The following is a 25,332-nucleotide window of genomic DNA, read 5'->3' as shown; positions in this document are numbered from 1 at the left end:
CCTGTATCCAATTTTTTTAAAATTTATATCTTAGACTATATTCCATTCTAAGATTATTATTGCAAAATGTCAACCTTACAGATTATATTTCCATTATTATTGGTAATATCATAGGTTTTCTTTTTGTCTTTTCATATAGATATCCTCTTAGTTCATCTCTTACTTTAGACTTTAAGCTTGCCCAATCAGTTATATTATTTTCTTCACACTGTCTTAAAGCATCCTTAACTATTTCTTTAGCCTCGTCCATTAATCCCTCAGATTCTCTAACATAAACAAATCCTCTAGATATTATATCAGGTCCTGCAATAACTGAATTGTTCTCTTTTGATAAAGTTACTACAACAGTTAAAATACCATCTTGAGATAAATGTTTTCTATCTCTTAAAACAATATTTCCAACATCTCCAACACCCAATCCATCAACAAAGACTTGACCTGAATTTACAGATCCATTTCTTCTAATACTACTTCTATTAACTTCTATAACTCCACCATTTTCAGGAATTATAACATTTTGTTCTGGCATACCTAGAGATATTGCTAGCTCACCATGTTGCTTTAAGTGTCTATATTCACCATGAACCGGTATAAAGAACTTAGGTTTTACTAAACATTGCATTAACTTCAATTCTTCTTGACATGCATGCCCAGATACATGAATTTCGGCTAATGATTTATATATAACTTCAGCACCCTTTTGGAATAATTGATTTATAACCTTAGAAACCAATTTTTCATTTCCAGGAATTGGCGTTGCAGAGATTATTACAGTATCACCTTCTACAATGTTAACCTTTCTATGCTCTGAACTTGCCATTCTTGCAAGTGCTGACATCGGTTCACCTTGACTACCTGTAGTTATAATTACTACTTTGTCATTTGTGTACTTGTTGATTTGATCTATGCTGACCAAAATATCTTTTTCAAATTCTAAATATCCAAGTTCCGCAGCTACAGCTACTATATTTTCCATACTTCTTCCTGATACTGCAACTTTTCTTCCATGCATACTTGCTGCATCAATTATTTGTTGTATTCTGTGTACATTAGATGCAAATGTTGCAACGATAATTCTACCTTTTGCTTTCGAAAATAATCTTGCAAAACTTTCACCTACTACTTTTTCAGACATAGTGTATCCTGGCTTTTCAACATTTGTTGAATCAGCCATCATTGCTAACACACCTCTTTTACCAATTTCAGCAAATCTTGCAAAATCCATTGGTTCTCCATCTATAGGAGTGTAGTCAATTTTAAAATCTCCTGTGTGTAAAACTACCCCAAGTGGAGTGTGTATTGCTATTGCAACTGAATCTGCAATAGAATGATTTGTTTTTATAAACTCTACTGAAACTGAGTTTAATTTAATTACATCTCTTGGTTTAACTCTTATTAATTCTGTTGAACTTAATAATCCGTGCTCCTTAAGCTTAGTTTCAACAATTCCAAGAGTTAATTTTGTTCCATATACAGGTACATCTAATTGTTTTAAAACATAAGGTAATGCACCTATATGGTCCTCGTGCCCATGAGTTAAAAATATCCCTCTTATCTTATCTTTATTTTTTAATAAATAACTAATATCTGGTATTACTAAGTCAATACCGAACATATCTTCATCTGGGAATTTCAAGCCGCAATCTATAACTACTATATCATTTTTATATTCTATTGCAGTTATATTTTTACCTATTTCATTTATCCCACCTAAAGGAATAATCTTAACTTTTGCCTTCTCGTTTTTCAATATGTCCCCTCCTTCTTCCTAAAATATGTATTACAAAGGTTGTCATCTCCATAGAGAGGATTTCCCTTATTTATCTTATTTATTGTTATCCATTTTGCTTTGGCATTTTCTACAAACACCAAAGAATTTAACACTATGGTCTACAATTTTAAAACCATATGATCTTTCAACTTCTTCTTCAAGTTCATCTAATAAATCATCCTGAACCTCAATAACGCTTTTGCATTCATTACAAACTAAGTGATGGTGTCTATGCCCCTCATCTTTACGAACTAATTCATATCTACTACAACCATCATTTAAATCCAGCTTACAGATTACACCTAATTCTTCTAACAAAATTATAGTTCTATATACTGTAGCTAAACCAATCTCAGGACAACTCTTTTTAACTTCATCATAAATTTCTTCTGCAGTTAAATGTTCTCCTTCTTTATCTATAATAGTGTCAACTATAGCTCTTCTTTGAGGCGTCAATTTATACCCTTTTTGTTTTAAATCTTCTTTTAAAACATTAAAATCTATACTATTTGATTGTTCCACAAACAACACCCCTTTCCTTTTTTCTTAGTTAGATTTTATTCTTCATCAGCAAAAATAGTATCATAAGCTTCTTGAACGGCTGCTAATTCAACTTCGTCATCTATAGGTATTAATAGATCATCTCCGTCTTCATCTACTCCTACCTTTAAAGCAAATATATCATCTTCAGTATAATCATCATCATAAACTATAACATATTCACTTTTTTCTTCTGTATCTGGATTTACCATATCAAAAAATGCAACAACATTTAACTTTACTAATTTTCCATCTTCATCATATAATTCTAATTGTTTTAAATCCTTATCCATAAATTTTCTCTCCTTTTTTTATAATTGTAATTTTTACCTTAATGGTTGTCAATAATAATTTTCAATTGGAAATGAATTAATTATTTCATACTAAGCCTATCTAAATATCCTTGTAGTATATAAGTAGCTGCTATTTTATCAACTATTTTCTTTCTTTTTCCCCTTGATAAGTCCGCTTCAAGCATCGCCTTATGAGCAGCTACAGTAGTAAGTCTTTCATCCCACATCTCAATTTTTATACCTGTAGCTTCTTTTATTATCTCTGAAAGTTCTAGTACTCTTTCTCCTGATTCCCCTATAGTCCCATTCATATTTTTAGGTAAACCTATTACTATAGTTTCAACAGAATATTCTTTACATATTTTTTTGATTTCTTCTATATCCTGCTCTCTTTTAGTCCTTCTTATAGTAGTAATTCCCTGTGCAGTCCAACCTAAAGGATCACTTATTGCAACACCTATAGTTTTAGATCCAACATCTAAACCTAGTATTCTCATATTTATCTCCTTAAACATTAAAGAGTGCCCGATTTAACGGGCACTCTTTATTTTATTTCTAAATAAGATTTTATAACTTCCTCAAGAATTTCATCTCTTTCAAGTTTTCTTAGTAAAGCTCTTGCTCCGTTGTAGCTTGTGATGTAAGAAGGGTCCCCTGAAATAAGATATCCAACTAACTGATTTATCGGATTATAACCTTTCTCCTGTAACGCATTGTAAACATCTGTCAATATTGACTTTGTTAAATCCTCTTTGTTGATGTTTAAATTAAATTGCATTGTTTGATCTAAGTTATTATTCATACAACTGCTGCTATTTGCAGCTCACCCCCTTACTTATATTTAGTTTAACAGTATCCCTAATAATATTATCTCTTATTTTAAAAATTCTATTCACGGGTTTACTTAATTTAATTATATTATAAACCATATAATTATAAAAGTACACTATTTTGCTAAAGATTATTTTATTAAAGATTCTACTACTACGTATGTTTTTTCAATTGCAGATTTGATATTTTCTGGATTCTTACCGCCAGCTTGAGCCATATCCGGTCTTCCACCGCCGCCTCCGCCTACTACTGCAGCAACCTCTTTAATTATCTTTCCACAATGAATACCTTTTTCTAAAACATCCTTAGTAGCCATAGAAACCACATTAACTTTTCCACCTACATTACTTAATAAGACAACAACTCCACTTGAAAGTTTATTTCTCATTTTATCTCCTAAGTCTCTTAATGCATTTCCATCTATTCCTTCTACACCATAAGCTACTACTTTTACACCATTTATTTCTTTAACTGAGGCTAAAATATCATCTTCAACACCGCTTGTTAACTTGCTCTTAAGCTCTAAAATTTCTTTTTCTTTTTCTTTAATTTCAACACCTTGTGAAGCTATCTTCTTTAATACATCTTTTTCACTACATTTTAAAGCACTACACGCTTCTTTTAGGAGTCTTTGCTTTTCTTCCATATATTTTATAGCATTTAATCCTGACACTGCTTCTATTCTTCTTATTCCAGCAGCAACACCTGCTTCATTTATTATTTTAAATAATCCAATTTCTCCTGAGTTATTAACGTGAGTACCTCCACAAAGTTCCTTTGAGAATTCTCCAACACTTACAACTCTAACCTTATCTCCATATTTATCATCAAATAAAGCCATTGCACCTGATTCTCTTGCTTCATCTAAAGTCATAAGATTTGTATTAACATTAAATACTTCCATTATCTTTTTGTTAACTAACTCTTCTACCTTTTCTATTTCATCTTCTGTTAACCCTTGAAAGTGAGCAAAGTCAAATCTTAATCTTTCATCATCAACATATGAACCTGCTTGATTTACATGCTTACCTACAACTTGTTTTAACGCCTCATGTAGCATATGTGTAGCAGTATGATTCTTAGCTATATTATTTCTTCTTAAAACATCTATCTTTAGATTTGCCACTTCATTTATCTTTATTGTTCCATCTAAAACTTTAACATAATGAATAGTTTTTCCACCAACATTTTTCTTAGTATCATAGACACAAGCTTCTCCAGAAGAAGTTTTTATAATACCTTTGTCACCTACTTGACCACCCATTTCAGCATAAAAAGGTGTTTTTTCAGTAACTATATATCCCTTTTCACCTTTTGACAATTCATCTACAAACTCATTATCATTAGCTAAAACAAGAATTTTAGAATCTACTTCAACATTGCTATATCCAATAAACTCAGTATTTATTGAAGCTTCTATCTTATTAATTGGGCTTTCATCACTTCCCATATATGATGATTCCCCTCTTGCACTTCTTGCTCTTTGTCTTTGCTCATCCATTTCTTTTCTAAATGCTTCGTGATCAACATTCATGCCTTTTTCTTCTAAGATTTCTTCTGTTAACTCTATAGGGAATCCATAAGTATCATATAGTTTAAATGCTTTTTCACCCTTTAAAGTTTTTTCATTAGAAGATTCCATATCTTCTATATAGTCATTTAATATGTTCATTCCTGAATCTATTGTTTCATTAAATCTTTCTTCTTCTAGTGAAACTATTCTTTCTATATATTCTTTATTTTCTATAAGCATTGGATACGCACCACTATAGTTTTCAACTACTGATTGAACTATTTCAGTTAAGAATAATCCCTTTATACCAAGTAATCTTCCATGTCTAGCTGCTCTTCTTAAAAGTCTTCTTAATACATATCCTCTACCTTCATTACTTGGTTGAACACCATCAGAAATTAGCATAGTTACAGATTTAACATGATCTGTTATTATTCTTAAAGAAATGTCTTTAAGCTTATCTTCCCCATATTTTACTCCTGAAAGCTCTGATACTTTATTTAAAATATTTTTAACTGTATCTATTTCAAATATATTATCTACACCTTGCATTATAGTTGCAATTCTTTCAAGTCCCATTCCTGTGTCTATATTAGGATTTGCTAATTTATTGTAATTTCCTTCTTCGTCCTTATCAAATTGAGTAAATACAAGATTCCAAAACTCAACTACTCTATCTTCATCACTTGCTTTTACAAAGTCATCTACATTTGTAATTACACCCTCGCCTCTATCATAATGAATTTCTGTACATGGTCCACATGGGCCAACACCTATTTCCCAGAAGTTATCATCTTTTCCTAATCTAAATATCCTACTTGGATCTACATTTGTCTTTTTACACCAAATATCATAAGCTTCATCATCTTCTAAATATATTGTTACGTATAATTTATCTTTTGGAATTTGAAGAGTTTCAGTTATGAACTCCCAAGCCCAAGGAATAATTTCTTCTTTAAAATAATCTCCAAATGAGAAGTTCCCAAGCATTTCAAAGAATGTACCATGTCTTGAAGTCTTACCTACATTTTCTATATCTCCTGTTCTTATGCACTTTTGGCAAGTAGTTATTCTTTTTCTTGGTGGCTCTTGTAAGCCAGTGAAATATGGTTTAAGAGGTGCCATACCTGCATTTATTAATAATAAAGATTTATCATTTTTAGGGACTAGAGGAAAACTCTCTAATCTTAAGTGATCTTTTGATTCAAAAAATCTTAAATAAGCTTCTCTAAGCTCGTTTGTTCCCATGAACTTCATATATATTACCTCCATTTTTTACTTTACAGTATTTTATAATAAAAAAAGTTTCCATCCCTATAAAAAAGGGACGAAAACATAAATTCCGCGGTACCACCCTAATTATGTATTAAAAATACATCACTTAGATAATATAGCTCCAAGATAGCTTCAATATATTATGTAAGAAGTTTTCACCAACCACTTCTTCTCTAAATACATAGTGTATATTTACTCATTCTCTTCAACGCTAAATATTAATTTTTCTTATATTTCAATGAAATTATAGTTTATTTATTAAAATATGTCAATTATTTTATTAAAACAAATAATCATTGATATCATCATATATTACTTTAACTATAACTCCTATTGGAACTGCCACTATCATCCCTATGAGCCCACCTAATTTTTCTCCTACCAACAATAAAATTATAATTATTATAGGATGCATATTAGTACTATCACCTGTTATTTTAGGAGATAATATATTTCCTTCAATTTGTTGTATCAAAAATATTGCTAAAAGTGTCCATAAAGCTTTATTGGGCGATTCCAAAAGTGCTACAAATATAGCAGGAACTCCACCTATTATTGGCCCAAAATAAGGTACTATATTCAAGACACCATTAAATATACCAAGTATTAATGCAAATTTAACATTTATTATAAGTAGAACAATAAATGTTAGTACTCCTATAATTAATGATAATAATAATTGACTTATTATATATCTTGACAAAACTTTATCTATATGACTAATAACCTTTTTAGCAATTATCCTCTTTTCTGTTGGTAATATTAATAAAAGCTTATCATAAATAAGATCACCATCAACTAGGAAATAATATGTTACTATTGGTACAATAGCAAAAGAAATCATACTTTCAAAACAAACCATTAAGTTTTCCAAAAAATTATCAGTAGCTTTACTAAAAAACATATTTATTTCTTCACTCATTTGATTATATATTGATTTTAAAAAGGATATATCATTTAAATTCAATTTATCTACAATATTCTTAACATATTCATCAATATTATCTAGTATATATCCAATATTAGAGCTTTCTCTTAACATTGAAGGGATAACTATATATGAAAGTAATATTAAACCAAATAATATAGTTAGTATTATAGAAATTGACGAAATCCTTTTGCTTAATTTAAACTTCTCACTTATAGTATCTCTTAGAGGTTTTAAAGCATAGGCCAATATAAATCCTATAAAAATAATATTTACTATACTGTTTATTGTCTTAATTTTTATATACAAAATTAAAATTAAAACAATTGATAGGATTATTAAAATTGAATTTATAATCTTTTTATATTTCTTATATATCAACATGTTTTTCTTTTACGAGGTATACTTTGAAGCCTAACCTCATCACTTCCATAATATAAGATAAAGTCTTCACCTAATAAACAATCTTTCAATAACAATATTTCTTTACCTTTTATCATCCTATCAAATATTCCCGAACTCATAACTATGCCTTTTATTGATAAATCTTTTTTTTCAATTATTAAATCTTCTAATACCCCTCTCATTGTATTATTTTTATCTTTAATATCCATATCTTTTATACTCTTAAAAGATAATCCTTCTTTTTTATTTAATTCTTTTACAATCATTACTTCTTCTAAAGAAATAATATCACCGCTTCTAACAAAATTTTTCTTACTAAACAGAAGATAATTAGAAACAAAAAAACCAACTATTTTACCTTCATGAAAATTAATATATATGTCATCTACAACACCTAGGTACTTCCCCCTTATATCATACACTTTTAGTAGATAGAAATCCTTACTCTTTAACATAAGCTTTCTCCCTTCTATATAGAATAACTATATTATCTCCTAAAGATAAAAAAAAATTCTCATATATACATATGAGAATTTTCTTATTTATATAATTTCTTCTATTATTCCGCCACCAACAACGACGTTTCCATCATAAAATACAACTGATTGTCCTTTAGTTATAGCTCTTTGCTTTTCCTTAAAAGAAACTTTAACTTTTCCATCTGCAAGTGGTGATATTATTGCTTCAGAAGGTTTTGCCTGATATCTAACCTTAGCAAATACAGTTGTTTCTTCATTAAGAGAATCAAAAGGAATAAAGTTAACATCCTTTGCAACTAAATCAGTTTTAAACACATCTTCTTCTGGCCCTATAACAACTTCATTAGTTCTTGGGTTTATATCAGTAACAAAAATAGGAGTTCCTAATGCTAAACCTAAGCCTTTTCTTTGGCCAATTGTATAATAAACTATACCTTTATGTTTACCTAATATATTACCATTTTTATCAACAAAATTTCCTTCTCTCACTTGATTTGGTCTAGCATTTAAAATGTATTTACCATGATTATTATCAGGTATAAAGCATATTTCTTCACTATCTTTTTTATTGTGAACTGCAAGACCAATCTCTTTAGCTATTTCTCTTATTTTATCCTTAGTATAATCTCCACAAGGCATTAATGTTTGACTTAATTGTTCTTGTGTAAAGTTATATAAAGCATATGTCTGATCTTTTTTATCATCATCCGCTTTTATTAAAAGATATCTACCATCTTCTTTTTTCTCTATTTTAGCATAATGTCCTGTAGCTACATAATCAGCTCCAATCCCTTTTGCTCTTCTTAGAAATTCATCAAACTTTATATGTTTATTACAAGCAATACATGGATTAGGTGTTTTTCCTTCCATATACTCTTGTACAAAATAATCTATTACCTTTTCTTTAAATGAATCCTTAAAATTAAGAACATAAAAAGGTATTCCTAGTTTATCGGCAACTCTTCTTGCATCTTCTACTGAAGAAAGAGAACAACATCCACCTTCTCTTTCAACATAGTCTTCATCTTCATCATCAAAATGTTTCATTGTTACGCCTATTACTTCGTAACCTTGCTCTTTTAAAAGATATGCAGCAACGGAGCTATCAACTCCGCCACTCATACCTACAACTACTTTTTTCTTCATATTAATTCCTATTCGTGACCATGAACATGATCATGTATATCATCATGTTCTTCAAAATCCCAAAGCTCTAAACCTGTGTTTTTTCTATAGTCATTAATTGCCTTATGTATAGCTTCTTCTGCTAAAACAGAACAATGCATCTTTACAGGTGGAAGTCCATCTAAAGCTTCTGCTACTGCTTTATTTGATAATTCCCAAGCTTCTTCTACAGTCTTTCCTTTTATTAATTCTGTTGCCATTGATGATGAAGCAATAGCAGATCCACATCCAAATGTTTTGAATTTAACATCTTTAACTATATTGTCTTCAATTTTTAAATAAACCTTCATTATATCTCCGCATTTAGCGTTTCCCACTTCACCTACGCCATTTGCATCTTCAATTTCCCCTACATTTCTTGGATTTCTAAAATGATCCATAACCTTATCGCTGTACATCATAATATTTTTCTCCCTTCTTTAAAAAGTCTTCCCATAATGGAGACATATTTCTAAGTCTTTCTATAATAGGTGGAACAACTTCAAGTACATAATCTACATCTTCATCTGTTGAACCATCACCTAATGTCAATCTTAGAGATCCATGAGCTAACTCATGAGGTAATCCTATTGCTAGTAATACGTGAGATGGATCAAGTGATCCTGAAGTACATGCACTACCACTTGATGCGCATACACCTTCAAAGTCTAATGATAGAAGTATTGATTCACCTTCTATAAATTCAAAAGTAATATTAGCATTACCTGGTAATCTTTTTTCCCCTACTGGTCCATTTAATCTTGTATGTGGTACATTTAATAAACCTTCAATTAATCTATCTCTAAGTTTAGTTATCTTCTTATTATGTTCTTCTAAATTTTCAGTAGCAAGTTCAATTGCCTTTCCAAGCCCTACTATAGAAGCTGTATTTTCAGTTCCAGCTCTTCTAGCTCTTTCTTGACCACCACCATGAATTAAGTTGTCAATTCTAACGCCTTTTCTTATATAAAGTGCTCCTATTCCTTTTGGTCCATAAACTTTATGTCCTGCTAAAGATAATAAATCAATATTCATTTCTTTAACATCTACTGGAACATTTCCTATTGCTTGAACTGCATCAGTATGGAATAAAACTTTTCTTTCTCTACAAATTTCACCTATTTCTTTAACAGGTTGAATAGTTCCTATTTCGTTATTTGCAAACATAATTGAAACTAATATTGTCTTATCAGTTATAGCATTTTTAAGTTCTTCTAAGTCAATAAAACCTTCTTTGTCTACATTCAGATAAGTCACTTCAAATCCATTTTTCTCTAAGTATTCACATGTGTGAAGTACTGCATGGTGTTCAATTTTTGTTGTTATAATATGGTTTCCCTTTTTTCTATGAGCTGATGCTATTCCTTTAATAGCCCAGTTATCTGCTTCTGATCCGCCACCAGTAAAATAAACCTCATTTGGATCACAATTTAAAGTATTAGCAACTCTACTTCTAGCTTTATCAATAGCCATTTTAGTTTCTCTAGAAATTCCATAGAAAGATGATGGATTTCCGTACCTTTCAGTAAAGAATGGCATCATTTCTTCTAAAACTTCTGGTTTAACATATGTAGTTGCTGCATAATCCATGTATACATTTCTCATGTCTATTCGCTCCTTTTAACAATCTTAACGGATTGATTTTCATCCTTCATTCTTACATAATCATCTACTATATCTTGAAGTGTAATGTTTTTCATTACTTCATCAATACTATTTTTAATTTTTTCCCATAACAATCTAGTAGCACAAAAATCTACGTTATCACACTCTGTTCCTTCAATGCATTCAGCAATTTCAACAGGTCCTTCAAGTACATTCATAACATCTGCTACTGTTATATCCTTTGGAGCATAATTTAACACATATCCACCTTGAGCACCTCTTATACTTTTAATAAGTTTTGCTTTTCTAAGTGGTGAAAATAATTGCTCTAAATAATATTCTGATATATTTTGTCTTTGGGAGATTGTTTTTATTGAAACGGGGGCATCTCCATAGTGCATTGCAAGGTCTACCATAGCCTTGACCCCGTATCTACCTTTAGTAGAAAGCTTCATTATACTTCCCCCTTTAATGTTGACTATTTTACTAGTATTTACTTTATATATCTTACCAAACCACTCTACTATTGTCAATAATCATCATTTCATCATAACTCCTTATTTTATCTTGTTCCAATACATAGTTATGCTTTCCTCATATTTATTTTTTTGAGGAAAATAATATTTAGAATCTTTTAATCTTTCTGGCATATATATTTGTTTTACATAGTTATTTTCATAATCGTGTGGATACTTATACCCTGAAACACCTAAGCTTTCTGCTCCAGAATAATGTGCATCCTTTAAATAATTGGGTACATCTCCTATATTCTTGTTTTCTAAATCCTTCATAGCATTAGCAATAGCTAAATATGCACTATTAGATTTAGGTAATGTAGCTAAATATATAACAAGTTCTGCTAGTATTATTTGTGCCTCTGGAAGCCCTACCTTTAAAGCCAACTCTATACCTGAATTTACTACACTTAGCGCATTAGGATGTGCAAGTCCTATATCTTCTGCTACTATTACAGAAATTCTTCTTATTATTGCCGTTAAGTTTCCTGATTTAATAAGCCTTGCTAAATAATGTATAGCTGCATCAGGATCACTGCCTCTTATGCTTTTTTGCAATGCACTTAATAAATTGTAATACTCATCACCACTTGCATCTGCTCTCATATGAGATTGATTCAAACTTTCTATATATTCTACAGATATTTCCTTTATATTTTTAAGTTGTGAATTTATAGTTAATTCTAATATATTATAAGCTTTTCTATAATCTCCTTGAGAAATTTCACCAATATACTTCAAAGCTTCTAAAGAATACTCTACATTAATACCTTCACCAATTAGCTTTTTTATCGCCTTCTCTAACCCTATAGTTATATCATGTATATTTAGTGCCTCAAATTTGAATATATTACATCTACTTAATATTGCCTTATGAATTGCAAAATAAGGATTTTCTGTAGTGCTTGCTATTAATGTAACTCTTCCATTCTCTATAAATTCCAAAAGTGCTTGTTGCTGTTTTTTGCTAAAATGCTGTAATTCATCAATATATATAACTACTCCATTATAGTTAAGTAAACTATCCAAACTCTCAGTAATTTCTTGTATATCTTTTACAGAAGCAGTTGTAGCATTTAATTTATAAAATTTTCTATCAACATAATTTGCCATTATATTTGCTAAAGTTGTTTTTCCTGTTCCTGGTGGTCCATACAGTATACAATTTGGAATCATCTTATTTATAATTAAGTTATATAACGGCTTTCCTTTAGCTAATATCTCATTTTGACCAACAAAATCTTCTAATGTTTTTGGTCTCATTATTTCTGCTAATGGTTTCATTATTTTCACTCTTTCTTTTTGTTATTTTTAATTAAATCCTTCATTTAATTCTTTAGCCTTTTCAATATCTTCATATTCAGTAAATCCTTCTATAAAAATTTCTCCGTCTTTTTCTTTTACAATTACTTCAATTGGTACATCTTCGCCTATAGCCTCATCACTTGCATGTTCATCGCCATGTGTCTCTAAAGCTTTTGCTACCATATCAAGAGTCATATACACTTTATATTTTCCATTTTCATTTTTTATACTTACTATTTTACTTTCATATTTCTCAAGATTTAATTCACCTATATATAATGAGTAAAACTCTACATAATTGCAAACATAAAAATTATCCTCACTTATATGTTTCTTCATAGTATCATCGTATCCATCTTTATATGATAAAACTAAATCAATTGTTTCTTTTATCCTTTTCTCATCTTGCCTACTTACATCCTTTGTACATCCAAACATAAATATTTGTGCAAATAATAATAAAGATATTATTAATATTTTCTTTTTCATATATTTCCTCCATTTTGTAATATTAATTCTTTGTAATATCTTAACAAATTCTCTTTATAAATAATATCACAATTTCTTGTCATATATGAGTAATATGTAAATAAAAAATAGAGACTACATAAGAGTAGCCTCTATTTTTTTATCATAAAATATTATTTTTTCTTAGTTTCTTTTTTAACTTCTTTAGTCTTTGGACCTTCATAAGCTGTAATATACATTTCTCTTAATTCACTCATTAATGGATATCTTGGGTTAGCACCTGTACATTGATCATCAAATGCTTGCTCAACCATTTCATCTAATGTTTCATAGAACTTAGTTTCAGATACTCCAGCTTCTTTTATAGTTTTTGGCATATTAACTTGAGCTTGTAATTTCTCAACAGCCTTTATTAATAATTCTACCTTTTCTTCTTCAGTGTTTCCGCCTAATCCAAGATGATCAGCTATTCTAGCATATCTCCATGCTGCATTTGGATATTTGTATTGAGCAAATGCTGCTTGTTTAGTTGGAGCATCAGTTGCATTGAATCTTATAACTTCATTCATTAATAATGAGTTTGCCATACCGTGTGGTAAGTGATGGAATGCACCTAATTTATGAGCCATTGAGTGTGTAATTCCTAAGAATGCATTTGAGAATGCCATCCCAGCCATACATGATGCATGAGCCATTTTTTCTCTAGCTTTAACATTAGTTGTTCCTTCATTATAAGCATCTGGTAAATACTTAAATACTAATCTTATTGCTTCTAAAGCTAAACCATTAGTATATTCTGAAGCCATTATTGATACATACGCTTCAATTGAGTGAACTAATACGTCTATTCCTGCACAAGCTGTTAATCCCTTTGGTGAAGTCATCATAAGCTCAGCATCAACTATTGCCATATCTGGAGTTAGTTCATAATCTGCAAGTGGATATTTAACACCTGTAGTTTCATCTGTAATAACAGCAAATGGAGTTACTTCTGAACCTGTTCCTGCTGATGTAGCTATTGATACCATCATAGCTTTTTCACCCATAGTTGGGAATTTATAAACTCTCTTTCTTATATCCATAAATCTCATTGCTAAATCTTCAAATTTAACTTCTGGATGTTCATACATTACCCACATAATTTTTGCAGCATCCATTGCTGATCCACCACCAAGGGCAATTATTACATCTGGATTGAAATCTAACATTTCTTTTGCTCCAGCTTTTGCACATCTAAGTGTCGGGTCTGGTTCAACATCTGAGAATATTTTAAATTGTATTCCGTTTCTTTCTAAAACTTCTGTAACCTTATTTGTATATCCCATTTCAAATAATACTTTATCAGTTACTATAAATGCCTTCTTTTTACCCATATCTCTTAATTCTTCTAAAGCTACTGGTAAACAACCATATTTGAAGTAAACTTTTTCTGGAACTCTAAACCAAAGCATATTTTCTCTCCTTTCAGCTATGCTCTTAATGTTAATTAAGTGCTTTGGACCAACATTTTCTGAAACTGAGTTTCCTCCCCATGATCCACATCCAAGAGTTAATGATGGAGCTAGTTTAAAGTTAAATATATCCCCAATAGCACCTTGAGATGCTGGCATGTTTATTAATGTTCTAGCTGTCTTCATCATTTCTCCAAATTTTAATATTCTATCTCTTGATTTAAGTTGATCAGTGTAAAGAATTGAAGTATGTCCCATACCACCTAATTCTATTAATCTATTAGCCTTTTCTAAAGCCTCTTCATATGACTTAACTCTATACATAGCTAAAATTGGAGATAATTTTTCATGTGAAAATGGTTCTTCTAATTCTACAGATTCAACTTCACCAATTAAAACTTTAGCTGTTGTTGGAACATTAACTCCTGCCATTTCTGCAATTTTATAAGCTGATTGACCAACTATATTTGCATTTAATCCACCTTTTTCATTTAATATAATCTTTCTAACCTTATCTACTTCTTCACCCTTAAGAATGTAAGCTCCTCTATCACTTAATTCACTCTTAACTTCATCATAAACTTGATCTATAACAACTAGTGATTGTTCTGATGCACAAATAACCCCATTATCAAATGTTTTTGAAAGTAATATTGAGTTTACAGCCATCTTTATGTGAGCAGTTTCATCTATTATAGCTGGAGTATTACCTGCTCCAACTCCTAAAGCTGGTCTTCCTGATGAATAAGCCGCTTTTACCATTGCTGGACCACCTGTTGCAAGAATTATATCAGATTCTCTCATAACATTTTGTGATAATTCTACTGATGGCTCATCTATCCATCCTATGATTCCCTCTGGAGCTCCAGCCTTAACTGCTGCTTCTAATACTATTCTAGCAGCTTCAATTGTAGCTTTCTTTGCTCTTGGGTGTGGTGATATAATTATTGCATTTCTAGTTTTTAATGCTATTAAAGTTTTAAATATAGCTGTTGAAGTTGGATTAGTTGTTGGAACTATAGCTGCTATAACTCCTATTGGTTCTGCAACCTTTGTTATACCAAAAGTTTTATCTTCTTCTAAAACTCCACAAGTTTTCATATCTTTATATTGATTATATATATATTCAGCTGCGAAATGATTCTTAATAACTTTATCTTCTACTATTCCCATTCCAGTTTCAGCAACTGCCATCTTTGCTAATTTAATTCTGTTATCATTTGCCGCCATAGCTGCTTGTCTAAAAATCTCATCTACTTGCTCTTGATTATAAGTAGCAAATACCCTTTGTGCTTCTCTTAATTCTTTAATTCTTTGAGTTAATTCCTGTGCATTTGTTACAGCCATCTTTTATTCCTCCTAAATATCTATAAGTTAATTTTTACATTCTGATTTATTTACTTTTTTAATATTATGTTTAACTTAACTACATTTTCATTTTATTCCATTGTTTAATTTTTGTCAATCTTTTTTTGTTAAAAGTTTATCACATTTTTTATTTTCTTATTTTTTGTACTATTTTAATGCAATTTCATAAGTTTAAATTTTCCTTTCTTTATTTATTTTGTATTCAAGTTTGATATTTCTTATAATATTCGACTTTATACCTCTACCATTTTCTGAATACTTGCTCATTTTTGAGTTATGGTATAATTTTAGAAAAAATCCCCAAGAAATTTGTTGAGTTAATTTTGTAAATTTCGGTAGTTAATTGTTATATTTATAACAATTAATGAGTTAAACATAACAATTCCTTGACCAATATTTTCAAAAATAAAAATATTAGCTTTATTAGAAATACTAAAGCTAATATTAATTTTCCAAAAATCCGTTTAAATATTCATATATAACAATCTTTAATTCGTAAGATTATTATATTAAACTTTATATTCACTTATATATTTTTATACGTAATTATCTAATAAGGTTAAAAGCTATTTTTCTTTAATTACTTATTATTAAGTTTCCCTTTTTTCTTATATAATTAATTTAAAATATTCAAAAGAATATATTCTATAAATTATATATTCCATCCATAATATATAAACATCATAATCATTATTTTTATTTAAATTTTTATTAGTTATTTTATAAAAAATAAAGGTAATATGTTTATATTTATAAACATATTACCTTTATTTGTACTAATCATTCAGGAATAGCTCTATGCCCTATCCCAATCACTACTTCATCTAAATGTAGGAGTCCAACACTTAGAAAAATACATACAGTTAGGTGTTCTCCTCTTCTTGCAATCCCTACTTTTCCACCTACATTTTGTCCACTTGCTCTGTTCCAAACCTGCATCAATGCATCTCTAGTTGCTCCAATTACTCCACCTTCGTGTAAATGTTCTTCTCTTATTACTCCATTTCTTTTAGAAGCTACTAATGCTCTTTCTAATATTTTAGATGTTGAATCATTTATATTACCACCTATATTTACAGCAGTTACTAAGACACCTTTTTTCTTAAATTCAACCTTAAGTTCTTCCTCTTCATCTCTAGATGAAATTGCCATCCTAGTTGCATACTTAGCAACTTCTAAACTAGTGTTTCCCATAATATCCTCCCACCCCTAATATTTATACATTAATAATATCATAAACATTAGATTCATTATAGTAACTTAAACTGATTACTTTATTAGAACAACTAGTTTTTCTTACTTTATATTTTCACATTTATCTTTAAAATATTTATTTAATTTATCTAAAGACCCTATCAATACATTCTTTTCATCTTCTGAAAGATCATCCATCATACTTCTTACCATTTCATTATGAAATCTTTCATGTAGTCTATGTGCAACTTTTCCCTTTTTAGTTAATTCAACTAACACTACTCTTCTATCTTCTTCTATTCTTTTTCTATCTACATATCCCTTTTTAATTAATCTATTAATTGATGTAGTTAATGTTCCAACAGTTATACCTAAATCCTGTGCTACTTCACTCATCATTCTTTGTTCTTTTCTTCCTATTGTCTCGATTGTATGCATTTCTCTAACAGATAAGTCTGAAAAATGCCCACTTTTCAAAGTTTTTTCTTCAATTTGTAATATTTCATTAAATATTTTTACAAGCAACTCATTAACTATATTTTCACTTCTTTGCATAATAACTTTATCCCATCCTTTTTCTATAGTTCCTCAATTAAATAATAATCTAATAGTAATCAAATTTCAATTGTATAATAAATATTTTTATATAAAGTATTTTGAATATCAAAATTAATTTAACATTTTTATATAAATTATATTTTCATTATTTCTTAATACATCTATTATTTTATCCAATTTTACATATCCAGGTTGTATAATTGTATATATAGCATGAACCTCACTTTCATCATAACGATTTTTTTCTTTATCTAAAAGGTATTCAACTATTTTTATCTTTAAGTTTTCATTTTCAAGCGATTTTTGTATTTCTATATTTACATTCTCTATATCATGATATTTAATTTCAACTTTCTTAACTATATTCTTTGATATAAACTTGCTTTCTATTCTTTTCAAAAAAACTAATGTTATAACTATTATAATAGCTCCAAATATACTTATATAATATTCTCCCATCCCTATAGATAGTCCTAGACAAGCAACTATCCATAAAGTTGCTGCAGTAGTTAATCCCTTAATATTTCCCTTGGTATGGATTATAGCTCCTGCTCCAATAAATCCAACCCCAGTAATTACTTGTGCTCCTAGTCTTCCATAATCAATTTTTATAACATCACTTAACTCTTTATTTGCTTCAATCATTGCAATTGCTTTATTTCCCATATCAATTTGTAATAAAGATATTATTGTTGCTCCTAAGCATACTAATATATGGGTTCTAAATCCTGCTGCTCTATGTTGCATTTCCCTTTCATATCCAATTATTCCTCCAACTATAACAGCAAGAACTAACCTGATTATTATTTCTCTAATGTCTAATATCATCTTATCCTCCTTTAAAGTGCTAAGTTAAAATACTACATTATTTATCTTATGATTCAAAGTAAAGTATTTTGATTATATTTCTATAAAACATATATTATTTTCTATATTTTTTTATAATAAAAAAGGGGCTATATCAAAATAAATTTTAATATTAGCCTACAAAAAAGAAGTTCTAATTTAATTCAAACTTCCCTTTTTGTAAATATATAAATAATAAATAAAAATTTGTATTTAAGTTTAAAAACGTCTTTAAGTAAGTAAAATCAATGGTTTAAAAGGGGCTCGCGAAACGCGAGCCCCTTTATAAAAATAATAGATTAACTTTTTAAGGCAATAAAGCTTACTTGAAATTGAATAAATTTTATATTAAATAGATTTCTGAGACTACACCTTTAGCTTTATATCTTAAACCTATCAATAGATTTTAAAACTTCAATACTTCTATATGCTAAATCCTCAGAATCCTCAGCTACATTTTCACTAAATTTATTTAAATCATTTGATGATGCCGTTATTTCTTCAGATGCACTAGATATCTCCCTTGATGCTTTTGCTACATTTATAATTTTCTCTAGTATATTCTTCTTTCTTTCATCTATTTCTATAAATGAAGTATTTATATTACTTATTCTAGGTGTTATACTCTTTACTTCTTTAGCTATATCATTAAATGAATTAATTGAATTATTTATAATACTTCTTTGTAAGTGAAGCTTTTTATTAATTTCTACAGTATCTTCTGCTATTGCCTTTGTATTTTTAAATACATTATTTAGTATAATATGAATATTATTTGATGCATTATTTGAATTTTCCGCAAGCTTCCTTATTTCATCAGCTACTACAGCAAAACCCTTTCCAGCTTCCCCAACTCTAGCTGCTTCTATAGCTGCATTTAAAGCTAATAAGTTTGTTTGATCCGAAATATCATTTATTAAAACTAGTATATCTTTTACTGTGCTTATATCATTAAGCATATTATCCATATTATCACTAAATTCACTAAATCTATTATCAAAATCCTCAGCCGTCACTATTAAAGTATTCATTTCACTACTATTCTTTATTGATTTAATTTCGATATCTTTTGCCATATCATCTATCTTTACAATATTCCTTGAAATTTCATCTATTTCTTCACTAAAGACATTAATTACACCTATTGTATTTTCTAATTCCCCTTTTTGAGTATTACTAAATGCTGCTACTTCAAAAATAGAAGTAGATATATCACTTGCTAATTTATTTAATTCTTTAGAAACAACAGCAAGAGAAGTTGATTTTTCTGAGACATCTTTTGAAGATATTTTTATTTTAGATATAATATCCTTTACTGAACTTCTAGTAGTTTCTATAGACTTACATATATCCCCTATTTCATCTTTTCTATTTAGATGATTTTCTGCAAAACTAACTGTTAAATCTCCGTTAGAAATATGTATCATATTAGTTTTTATATTTTCTAAAACTTTTGTTATTCCCCTAGTAATAATATATATTAATAAAATACTAAAAATTAATATAGAAGAAACTATTAGTAATGTAGTATTTCTAAATTCTTTCAATGATTTAAGCAAATCATCACTATCTACAGTTATTCCTATAGACCAACCAGTACTTGCTATAGGAGAATAAGCAATATAAGATTTATTACCATTTTGATTATACTCTGAGGAACCACTTTTTCCAGAAATCATATCTTTTTGTACATTTATAACATCCTTATAATTCTCATCATTTCCATATTGATTAATTAAATTGCTTTTTTCCATAACAAAATAAAAATCATCATGGGCTATAACAGTTCCTTCAGAGTTTAAAATAAAAGCTGAGCCAGTATCTAAAAATTCAATATCATTTGATAATTTACTAAAATCTTCTGTTGATTTTAATCCTAGTATGGCTCCAACTATTTTATTATCCTTTTTTAGTGGTACAGTATATGCAGTTACTCTACTTTTATCAATAGATGATATAAATGGATCTGATATTACCTCACTACCATTTATTGTCTTCTTGAAATAATCCTTATCTTGTATATGTTCCATTCCATCATTATAATAAACAACTCCATCTAATCCACATATTCCTATATTATCAAAGTTCCTCTTTTCAATCTCATTTTTCAGTATATCTCTTTTTTCTTTTATTGATATTTCATCGCTAGAAAGTCTTTTATCCATAGCTATTTCTTCTAAATTTTTAGTACTTTCTAAGAACTTATCATTTATTCTCATTGAGGCTTGTTTTGACATTTCCTCCATTATAATTAGGCTATTTTTTACTAATGTATTTTTTGCAGTATAATATGATATAGTTGAGTTACTAATAGTTCCTATAGCTATTACTGGAATAAAAAATAGTAGCATCTTTACTAATAGCTTTTTAAAATTCATCATAATCCCCCATATACTTATTTTTCTTGGTAACGTTTCCGAAACTTTATATTACAATTCATTTGATTGATATAATATAAGATAAGTAAACATTTACTTCTATATTTCAATTATATCTCCTAAATTTATACTGATACAATAGTATATTTGCATAAGTATTTTGTAATATTTTGGATTCTTATACAATTTAAAAATAATAAAGGGCTAAACATTAGCCCTTTTAAATTATAGTCATTGATAATAAGGTGATAACTATTCCTATTATAATTGTTAAATAATAAAAGTTATATATCTCTTCATTACTATATATCTTAAGCTTTTCTACTTTTCCTTTTGGATATATTACTTCTAATTCATCACCCTTTTCCAAATTAAACTTTTCATTTAAATATGATATAGCAACTCTTACCTTCTTATTATCTTCCTCAACTTCTAAAATCGGATAAATACTAGCATTATAAACTGCATGATATTCAGCTCCTGGCATAAAGTAAGTATAGCTTTCAAACCCTATTACTTTAGCCTTTTTTATTATAGATTTTTTCTTTACTTCAATACTTCTTATTAAATTAAAAGCCGTAAATATAGTTAATATTATCCCAATGATCGCAAATAAAATTCCCACTTTAATTCCCCCAACTAAATTTTATTTTCTTCACTATATAGTATGCTGTATATATTTAAAAGATATATGATATAAGTTTTTTCATACTTTTCTAGTTTTTTCTCTAAATATCTGCTATTTTCTTTCATAAATTTTATTATTAATAATAATTTATTAGTTTTTTTAGGCATTTTATGAAATTTTTTAAATTTAACTTTTGTTGATAATAGACATTAATTTCGTTTACTATTTTCTTCTAATAAGATATTATTTAAATATAGCTATTAATAGGGGGTCTATTCAATATATGAATTACACAAAAGTTAAGTTTGAAATATTTATTCCTTTTGAATTTGTAGATAAATTGAGGGAAACAATAAATAGAACTGGTGCTTTGACTATAGGAAACTATGATAATTGTATGTCTATAAGCGAAGTTAATGGTTACTTCAGACCATTAAAAGGATCTAATCCTCATATTGGGAAAGAAGGTAACTTATCTATTGAGAAAGAGGCTAAAATAGAATTTAGATGTGATAAAGATTTAGCCTTTGAAGTTATTAACGTTATAAAAAAACTTCATCCATATGAAGAGCCTGTTTATAACATATTTCCTGTAATAAATTAATTTATAAAGATAATTATGACGACTTTATTTTAAAGTCGTCATTTCCGTTTTAATAGCTATGTAATAAAAACCAAATTATAGTATCATTTTAATGACCATAGAATAGTTTATTATTAACATTAATATTTGAGGTATAATATAATGAAAATTATTATAATAGGTGGTGGTTTTGCTGGTTGTCAAGCTGCTATACAAGCAAGAAAAATGGGCGCAGAAGTTCATATAATTGAAAGAACTGATATGCTTTTAGGTGTTGGTAATGTCGGTGGAATAATGAGAAACAATGGTAGATTTACAGCTGCAGAAGAACTTTCATTATTAGGTGCTAATGAGTTAATAGATATTATCGATTCTCTTGCTATTCATAAAAATATAGAATTTTCTGGCCATAAACATGCTAATTTAACTGACATAGCTAAAGCAGAACCAGAGATAAGAAGATACATTTTATCTTTAGGAATTAATATTCATTTTAAGAGCAGAGCAATCAACGTATCTTTGGCAAACAACTCTATAACTAAAATCAAATTGGCCGATGGATCTTTTATAGATGGTGATGTATTTATAGAAACTACTGGTTCAACAGGTCCTATGACTAATTGTAACAGGTATGGAAATGGTTGTTCCATGTGCATATTAAGGTGTCCTTCATTTGGTGGAAGAGAAAGCCTAAGTGCTAAAGCTGGTATAAAAGATATCATAGGAGAAAGAGCAAATGGTACTCCTGGAGCTATGAGTGGATCCTGTGAACTCCCTCGAGAATCACTATCTAAAGATATACTAGATATACTTAATCAATATGGGGTTGCTACTCTACCAATTCCACAAGAAGATATAAATCTAGATAAACTAAGTCAAAAAGTTTGCCAGCAATATGCTTTAAAAGAATTTGCTGAAAATGTTATTTTATTGGATACTGGACATATTAAACTTATGACTTCATACTATCCATTAGATAAGCTTAGAAAAATACCCGGACTTGAGAATGCAAGATATATCGATCCATTGTCTGGTGGTCAATCAAATTCTATTAGATATTTAGCTTCAAGTCCTAGAGATAATTCAATGAAAATATTAGGGTTAAATAATATGTTTTGTGCTGGTGAAAAATCTGGATTTTTTGTAGGTCATACAGAAGTTATGGTAACAGGGGCTTTAGCAGGATATAATGCTGTTAAATTTACATTAAATGAGCCATTATTAGTTTTACCTAGAGATTTAGCAATAGGTGATATAATTGCCTTTGCAAATGAAGCTTTAGATATGGAAGATGGTAAAAGCCTAAGACATACATTTTCTGGTGGAGAATACTTTGAAAGAATGAAAGAACTTAATTTATATACTACAGATAAAGATATTATTTATGAAAGAGTTAAATCTTTATCATTATTAGATATATTTAATAAGTAATATAAGAAAGAGATATAAACTTTAATTTGTCAATAAAGCTTATATCTCTTTTTATTCTTTAATTAATCTTATTTTAAGCTAATTATATTAAATATGTCCATTATTTTAATAATAATGCTAGAGATAAAGACATTGAATAATTTGCATCAATCCCTCCCAAACTCTCTCCATTTATACCTCTTAATTGGACTATTTCCGAAGATCTCCCTGTAACAGTGTTCCTACATACCAGCTGGAAAGCTTTCATAACATAAATCTATATTCTAGAATATAGTGGGAACCATCCCGCCATCAATACGAAGTGCTGCTCCAGAAAGAGATGAAGCAAATGGACTTGCAACAAAGGCTGCAAAACGCCCAATTTCTTCTGGTCTAATTAATCGCTGTATCTGAGAAAGTGGTCTATGATTCTTCATGAAATCAGCTTCCCATTCCTCTGGTGCTATAGAGCTATCACGATACATATTCTCAAGCATTTCCTGCACTCCTTCTGTTAGTGTAGAACCAGGCATAATGGTATTCACTGTAACCTGTGTTCCCTTTGTCAATTTTGACAGACTTTTCGCAAGTGATAGATTCATAGTTTTTGTCATGCTGTACTGTGGCATTTCCCCAGATGGCATTAATGCTTCCTCACTTGCAACAAAAATGATCCTACCAAAATTCTGCTCCAACATATGCGGCATATAAAATTTTACTAGGGCATTTCCTGCCATAACATTAACTTGGAAAAACCTTTCCCAAATCTCATCAGTTATATCCCAATATTCCATTGGCTGAAAAATTCCCATATTATTAATTAAAATATCAACTCTTGGAAACTTCTGAAACAACCTTTCCCTTTCTGAATAATTTGCTAAATCCGCGGAAGCACTCTGAGGTTTTGTATCTGGAAACTTCTCCTTAATTTCCTCTACAACCTTCAATACATCATCTTCTTTTCTACCATTTATTATAACATTCGCTCCTTCTTTTGCCAGCTCAATGGCAATTGCCTTTCCAATGCCTTTCGTTGAACCAGTAACAAGTGCAAGCTTATTCCTTAATCCTAATTCCAAAATAAACACTCCTTTCAACTCATTGAGATTATGATATTATATTAAATTATATGAAATGAAAACTTGCTGGATCTGGTCCTACATATAAACAATATCTCTAATTATCTCTTCTTTTATAGTTTCATTTGTTTCATTATAGTTTAATTTAAATAATTCAAAACCAAATCCATTTATTTCAACTCCATTTTCCAATATCATTCTCGTTTCTAATGTATAAATAATTTATATATCCTCTTTTTATTATTACCAACATCATTATATAATATATAATTTTCAAAGATAATTTGTCTAGTACCTACTTTTTTGTGTTATACTTACCTAAAAGTAAATCTTATTAAAATAAAAGAATCTGTTAAGCCGTTATGAAAAAAATCTTAATAAATCTTAGAATTTCTCATTCTTTGAAAACTATCTAAGTTTGGATATTTTTTGCATAGCAAATAAGCCTGCAATAAAATTAGATTTTCAGGTTAATCAAAGATATTAAAGCTAATTATGCAGATAATAAACAAGAGTTTTTAGTAAAGCTATCGATAGCGAAAATGAATTAAATCCTTTTTTGTGTTTATACCGCGCTTTAAAAATTTTGCTAGAAGATTCTATAATATTATTGTTTATATCATTAGACATTTGTTCTCCTTAGGGGTGTTTTGTATCTGGCAATAACATAGCTATTGCTTTCTTATATGCTTACCATCTATCTGAAATTAAATTTAATGGTGAACCATATTTTTTAGCTTTATTT

The 25,332-nt window shown here is 29.0% G+C and carries 23 protein-coding genes and 1 other annotated feature; of the genes, 2 read left to right on the top strand and 21 right to left on the bottom strand.

The features are described 5' to 3' along the window. Positions 1-82: 82 nt before the first annotated feature. The 20 genes from NSA50_RS10365 to NSA50_RS10270 all read right to left on the bottom strand — a co-directional run bounded on the left by NSA50_RS10365 (position 83) and on the right by NSA50_RS10270 (position 21,512). Entirely contained in the window at positions 83-1,750 is a 1,668-nt protein-coding gene (locus NSA50_RS10365) for a ribonuclease J (RefSeq protein ID WP_195263684.1), read from the bottom strand. A gap of 75 nt (positions 1,751-1,825) precedes the next feature. Further along, complete coding sequence (locus tag NSA50_RS10360; RefSeq protein WP_195263685.1) at positions 1,826-2,293, bottom strand: transcriptional repressor; 468 nt, start codon at positions 2,291-2,293, stop codon at positions 1,826-1,828. Positions 2,294-2,328: 35 nt separating this feature from the next. Further along, positions 2,329-2,604: a DUF1292 domain-containing protein gene (locus tag NSA50_RS10355; protein ID WP_195263686.1), complete on the bottom strand. Its 276-nt coding sequence runs from the start codon at positions 2,602-2,604 to the stop codon at positions 2,329-2,331. Between the two features lie 80 nt (positions 2,605-2,684). Further along, positions 2,685-3,101, bottom strand: a complete 417-nt coding sequence (gene ruvX, locus NSA50_RS10350) for a Holliday junction resolvase RuvX (protein ID WP_195263687.1) — start codon at positions 3,099-3,101, stop codon at positions 2,685-2,687. A 47-nt stretch (positions 3,102-3,148) separates the two neighbouring features. Then, positions 3,149-3,406 carry an IreB family regulatory phosphoprotein gene (locus NSA50_RS10345; RefSeq protein ID WP_008678270.1) on the bottom strand — a complete coding sequence of 86 codons (258 nt, stop codon included), beginning with the start codon at positions 3,404-3,406 and terminating at the stop codon, positions 3,149-3,151. Between the two features lie 159 nt (positions 3,407-3,565). Beyond that, the gene (alaS, locus tag NSA50_RS10340) at positions 3,566-6,205 is read right to left on the bottom strand and encodes an alanine--tRNA ligase (RefSeq protein ID WP_257444936.1); all 2,640 of its coding nucleotides are present in this window, start codon (positions 6,203-6,205) and stop codon (positions 3,566-3,568) included. A gap of 63 nt (positions 6,206-6,268) precedes the next feature. Beyond that, positions 6,269-6,441, bottom strand: a binding site (T-box leader). Between the two features lie 62 nt (positions 6,442-6,503). After that, positions 6,504-7,535 (bottom strand): AI-2E family transporter, encoded by a 1,032-nt coding sequence (locus tag NSA50_RS10335; protein ID WP_257444933.1) that lies wholly within the window; start codon positions 7,533-7,535, stop codon positions 6,504-6,506. Beyond that, positions 7,529-8,011 carry a PRC-barrel domain-containing protein gene (locus NSA50_RS10330; RefSeq protein ID WP_195263690.1) on the bottom strand — a complete coding sequence of 161 codons (483 nt, stop codon included), beginning with the start codon at positions 8,009-8,011 and terminating at the stop codon, positions 7,529-7,531. Before NSA50_RS10330 ends, NSA50_RS10335 begins: the two co-directional genes overlap by 7 nt. Before the next feature lie 87 nt (positions 8,012-8,098). Then, positions 8,099-9,181 carry a tRNA 2-thiouridine(34) synthase MnmA gene (gene mnmA / locus NSA50_RS10325; protein WP_207733771.1) on the bottom strand — a complete coding sequence of 361 codons (1,083 nt, stop codon included), beginning with the start codon at positions 9,179-9,181 and terminating at the stop codon, positions 8,099-8,101. An 8-nt stretch (positions 9,182-9,189) separates the two neighbouring features. Continuing rightward, complete coding sequence (nifU, locus tag NSA50_RS10320) at positions 9,190-9,621, bottom strand: Fe-S cluster assembly scaffold protein NifU (protein WP_008678265.1); 432 nt, start codon at positions 9,619-9,621, stop codon at positions 9,190-9,192. Further along, positions 9,605-10,804 carry a cysteine desulfurase NifS gene (gene nifS / locus NSA50_RS10315; protein ID WP_195263691.1) on the bottom strand — a complete coding sequence of 400 codons (1,200 nt, stop codon included), beginning with the start codon at positions 10,802-10,804 and terminating at the stop codon, positions 9,605-9,607. The genes nifU and nifS overlap by 17 nt, the downstream gene beginning before the upstream one ends. A gap of 2 nt (positions 10,805-10,806) precedes the next feature. Then, on the bottom strand, positions 10,807-11,259 hold the full coding sequence (locus tag NSA50_RS10310) for an RrF2 family transcriptional regulator (protein ID WP_195263692.1): 453 nt from the start codon (positions 11,257-11,259) through the stop codon (positions 10,807-10,809). Positions 11,260-11,361: 102 nt separating this feature from the next. Further along, the gene (locus NSA50_RS10305; RefSeq protein ID WP_195263693.1) at positions 11,362-12,603 is read right to left on the bottom strand and encodes a replication-associated recombination protein A; all 1,242 of its coding nucleotides are present in this window, start codon (positions 12,601-12,603) and stop codon (positions 11,362-11,364) included. 27 nt (positions 12,604-12,630) lie between these two features. After that, positions 12,631-13,113 (bottom strand): hypothetical protein, encoded by a 483-nt coding sequence (locus NSA50_RS10300; protein WP_257444929.1) that lies wholly within the window; start codon positions 13,111-13,113, stop codon positions 12,631-12,633. Between the two features lie 152 nt (positions 13,114-13,265). Beyond that, the gene (gene adhE / locus NSA50_RS10295) at positions 13,266-15,890 is read right to left on the bottom strand and encodes a bifunctional acetaldehyde-CoA/alcohol dehydrogenase (RefSeq protein WP_195263695.1); all 2,625 of its coding nucleotides are present in this window, start codon (positions 15,888-15,890) and stop codon (positions 13,266-13,268) included. Between the two features lie 801 nt (positions 15,891-16,691). Further along, positions 16,692-17,105, bottom strand: coding sequence for a HutP family protein (locus NSA50_RS10290; RefSeq protein ID WP_195428320.1), 414 nt, complete (start codon positions 17,103-17,105; stop codon positions 16,692-16,694). Positions 17,106-17,207: 102 nt separating this feature from the next. Further along, the gene (locus tag NSA50_RS10285) at positions 17,208-17,660 is read right to left on the bottom strand and encodes a MarR family winged helix-turn-helix transcriptional regulator (protein ID WP_195263697.1); all 453 of its coding nucleotides are present in this window, start codon (positions 17,658-17,660) and stop codon (positions 17,208-17,210) included. Between the two features lie 114 nt (positions 17,661-17,774). Next, positions 17,775-18,491, bottom strand: coding sequence for an MgtC/SapB family protein (locus NSA50_RS10280; RefSeq protein WP_195263698.1), 717 nt, complete (start codon positions 18,489-18,491; stop codon positions 17,775-17,777). Positions 18,492-18,889: 398 nt separating this feature from the next. Next, positions 18,890-20,887, bottom strand: coding sequence for a methyl-accepting chemotaxis protein (locus NSA50_RS10275; protein ID WP_257444924.1), 1,998 nt, complete (start codon positions 20,885-20,887; stop codon positions 18,890-18,892). 220 nt (positions 20,888-21,107) lie between these two features. Then, the gene (locus tag NSA50_RS10270; protein ID WP_195428322.1) at positions 21,108-21,512 is read right to left on the bottom strand and encodes a hypothetical protein; all 405 of its coding nucleotides are present in this window, start codon (positions 21,510-21,512) and stop codon (positions 21,108-21,110) included. A 286-nt stretch (positions 21,513-21,798) separates the two neighbouring features. On the opposite strand from NSA50_RS10270, the gene NSA50_RS10265 reads away from it, so the two are divergent. Both NSA50_RS10265 and NSA50_RS10260 read left to right on the top strand, forming a co-directional pair. Continuing rightward, a complete protein-coding gene (locus tag NSA50_RS10265; RefSeq protein WP_257444922.1) occupies positions 21,799-22,119 on the top strand; it encodes a YqfO family protein in 321 nt (106 codons plus the stop codon). 141 nt (positions 22,120-22,260) lie between these two features. After that, positions 22,261-23,529, top strand: coding sequence for an FAD-dependent oxidoreductase (locus NSA50_RS10260; RefSeq protein ID WP_257444920.1), 1,269 nt, complete (start codon positions 22,261-22,263; stop codon positions 23,527-23,529). Between the two features lie 263 nt (positions 23,530-23,792). Here the strand turns inward: NSA50_RS10260 and NSA50_RS10255 are convergent, their stop codons facing one another. Beyond that, a complete protein-coding gene (locus NSA50_RS10255) occupies positions 23,793-24,596 on the bottom strand; it encodes an SDR family NAD(P)-dependent oxidoreductase (protein ID WP_257444919.1) in 804 nt (267 codons plus the stop codon). Positions 24,597-25,332: the final 736 nt, after the last annotated feature.

This window comes from Clostridium mucosae, from assembly GCF_024622765.1.
In the GTDB taxonomy this organism is placed as follows: Bacteria; Bacillota; Clostridia; order Clostridiales; family Clostridiaceae; genus Clostridium.
Note: the sequence above shows the minus strand (reverse complement) of the source record. Positions and strands in the feature narration are given on the sequence as shown.

Coding starts and splice junctions, on each gene's coding strand:
- NSA50_RS10355 (WP_195263686.1), bottom strand. CDS start 2,604: ATGGATAAGGATTTAAAACAATTAGAATTATATGATGAAGATGGAAAA.
- ruvX (WP_195263687.1), bottom strand. CDS start 3,101: ATGAGAATACTAGGTTTAGATGTTGGATCTAAAACTATAGGTGTTGCA.
- NSA50_RS10345 (WP_008678270.1), bottom strand. CDS start 3,406: ATGAATAATAACTTAGATCAAACAATGCAATTTAATTTAAACATCAAC.
- alaS (WP_257444936.1), bottom strand. CDS start 6,205: ATGAAGTTCATGGGAACAAACGAGCTTAGAGAAGCTTATTTAAGATTT.
- NSA50_RS10335 (WP_257444933.1), bottom strand. CDS start 7,535: ATGTTGATATATAAGAAATATAAAAAGATTATAAATTCAATTTTAATA.
- NSA50_RS10330 (WP_195263690.1), bottom strand. CDS start 8,011: ATGTTAAAGAGTAAGGATTTCTATCTACTAAAAGTGTATGATATAAGG.
- mnmA (WP_207733771.1), bottom strand. CDS start 9,181: ATGAAGAAAAAAGTAGTTGTAGGTATGAGTGGCGGAGTTGATAGCTCC.
- nifU (WP_008678265.1), bottom strand. CDS start 9,621: ATGATGTACAGCGATAAGGTTATGGATCATTTTAGAAATCCAAGAAAT.
- nifS (WP_195263691.1), bottom strand. CDS start 10,804: ATGAGAAATGTATACATGGATTATGCAGCAACTACATATGTTAAACCA.
- NSA50_RS10310 (WP_195263692.1), bottom strand. CDS start 11,259: ATGAAGCTTTCTACTAAAGGTAGATACGGGGTCAAGGCTATGGTAGAC.
- NSA50_RS10305 (WP_195263693.1), bottom strand. CDS start 12,603: ATGAAACCATTAGCAGAAATAATGAGACCAAAAACATTAGAAGATTTT.
- NSA50_RS10300 (WP_257444929.1), bottom strand. CDS start 13,113: ATGAAAAAGAAAATATTAATAATATCTTTATTATTATTTGCACAAATA.
- adhE (WP_195263695.1), bottom strand. CDS start 15,890: ATGGCTGTAACAAATGCACAGGAATTAACTCAAAGAATTAAAGAATTA.
- NSA50_RS10290 (WP_195428320.1), bottom strand. CDS start 17,105: ATGGGAAACACTAGTTTAGAAGTTGCTAAGTATGCAACTAGGATGGCA.
- NSA50_RS10285 (WP_195263697.1), bottom strand. CDS start 17,660: ATGCAAAGAAGTGAAAATATAGTTAATGAGTTGCTTGTAAAAATATTT.
- NSA50_RS10280 (WP_195263698.1), bottom strand. CDS start 18,491: ATGATATTAGACATTAGAGAAATAATAATCAGGTTAGTTCTTGCTGTT.
- NSA50_RS10275 (WP_257444924.1), bottom strand. CDS start 20,887: ATGAATTTTAAAAAGCTATTAGTAAAGATGCTACTATTTTTTATTCCA.
- NSA50_RS10265 (WP_257444922.1), top strand. CDS start 21,799: ATGAATTACACAAAAGTTAAGTTTGAAATATTTATTCCTTTTGAATTT.
- NSA50_RS10260 (WP_257444920.1), top strand. CDS start 22,261: ATGAAAATTATTATAATAGGTGGTGGTTTTGCTGGTTGTCAAGCTGCT.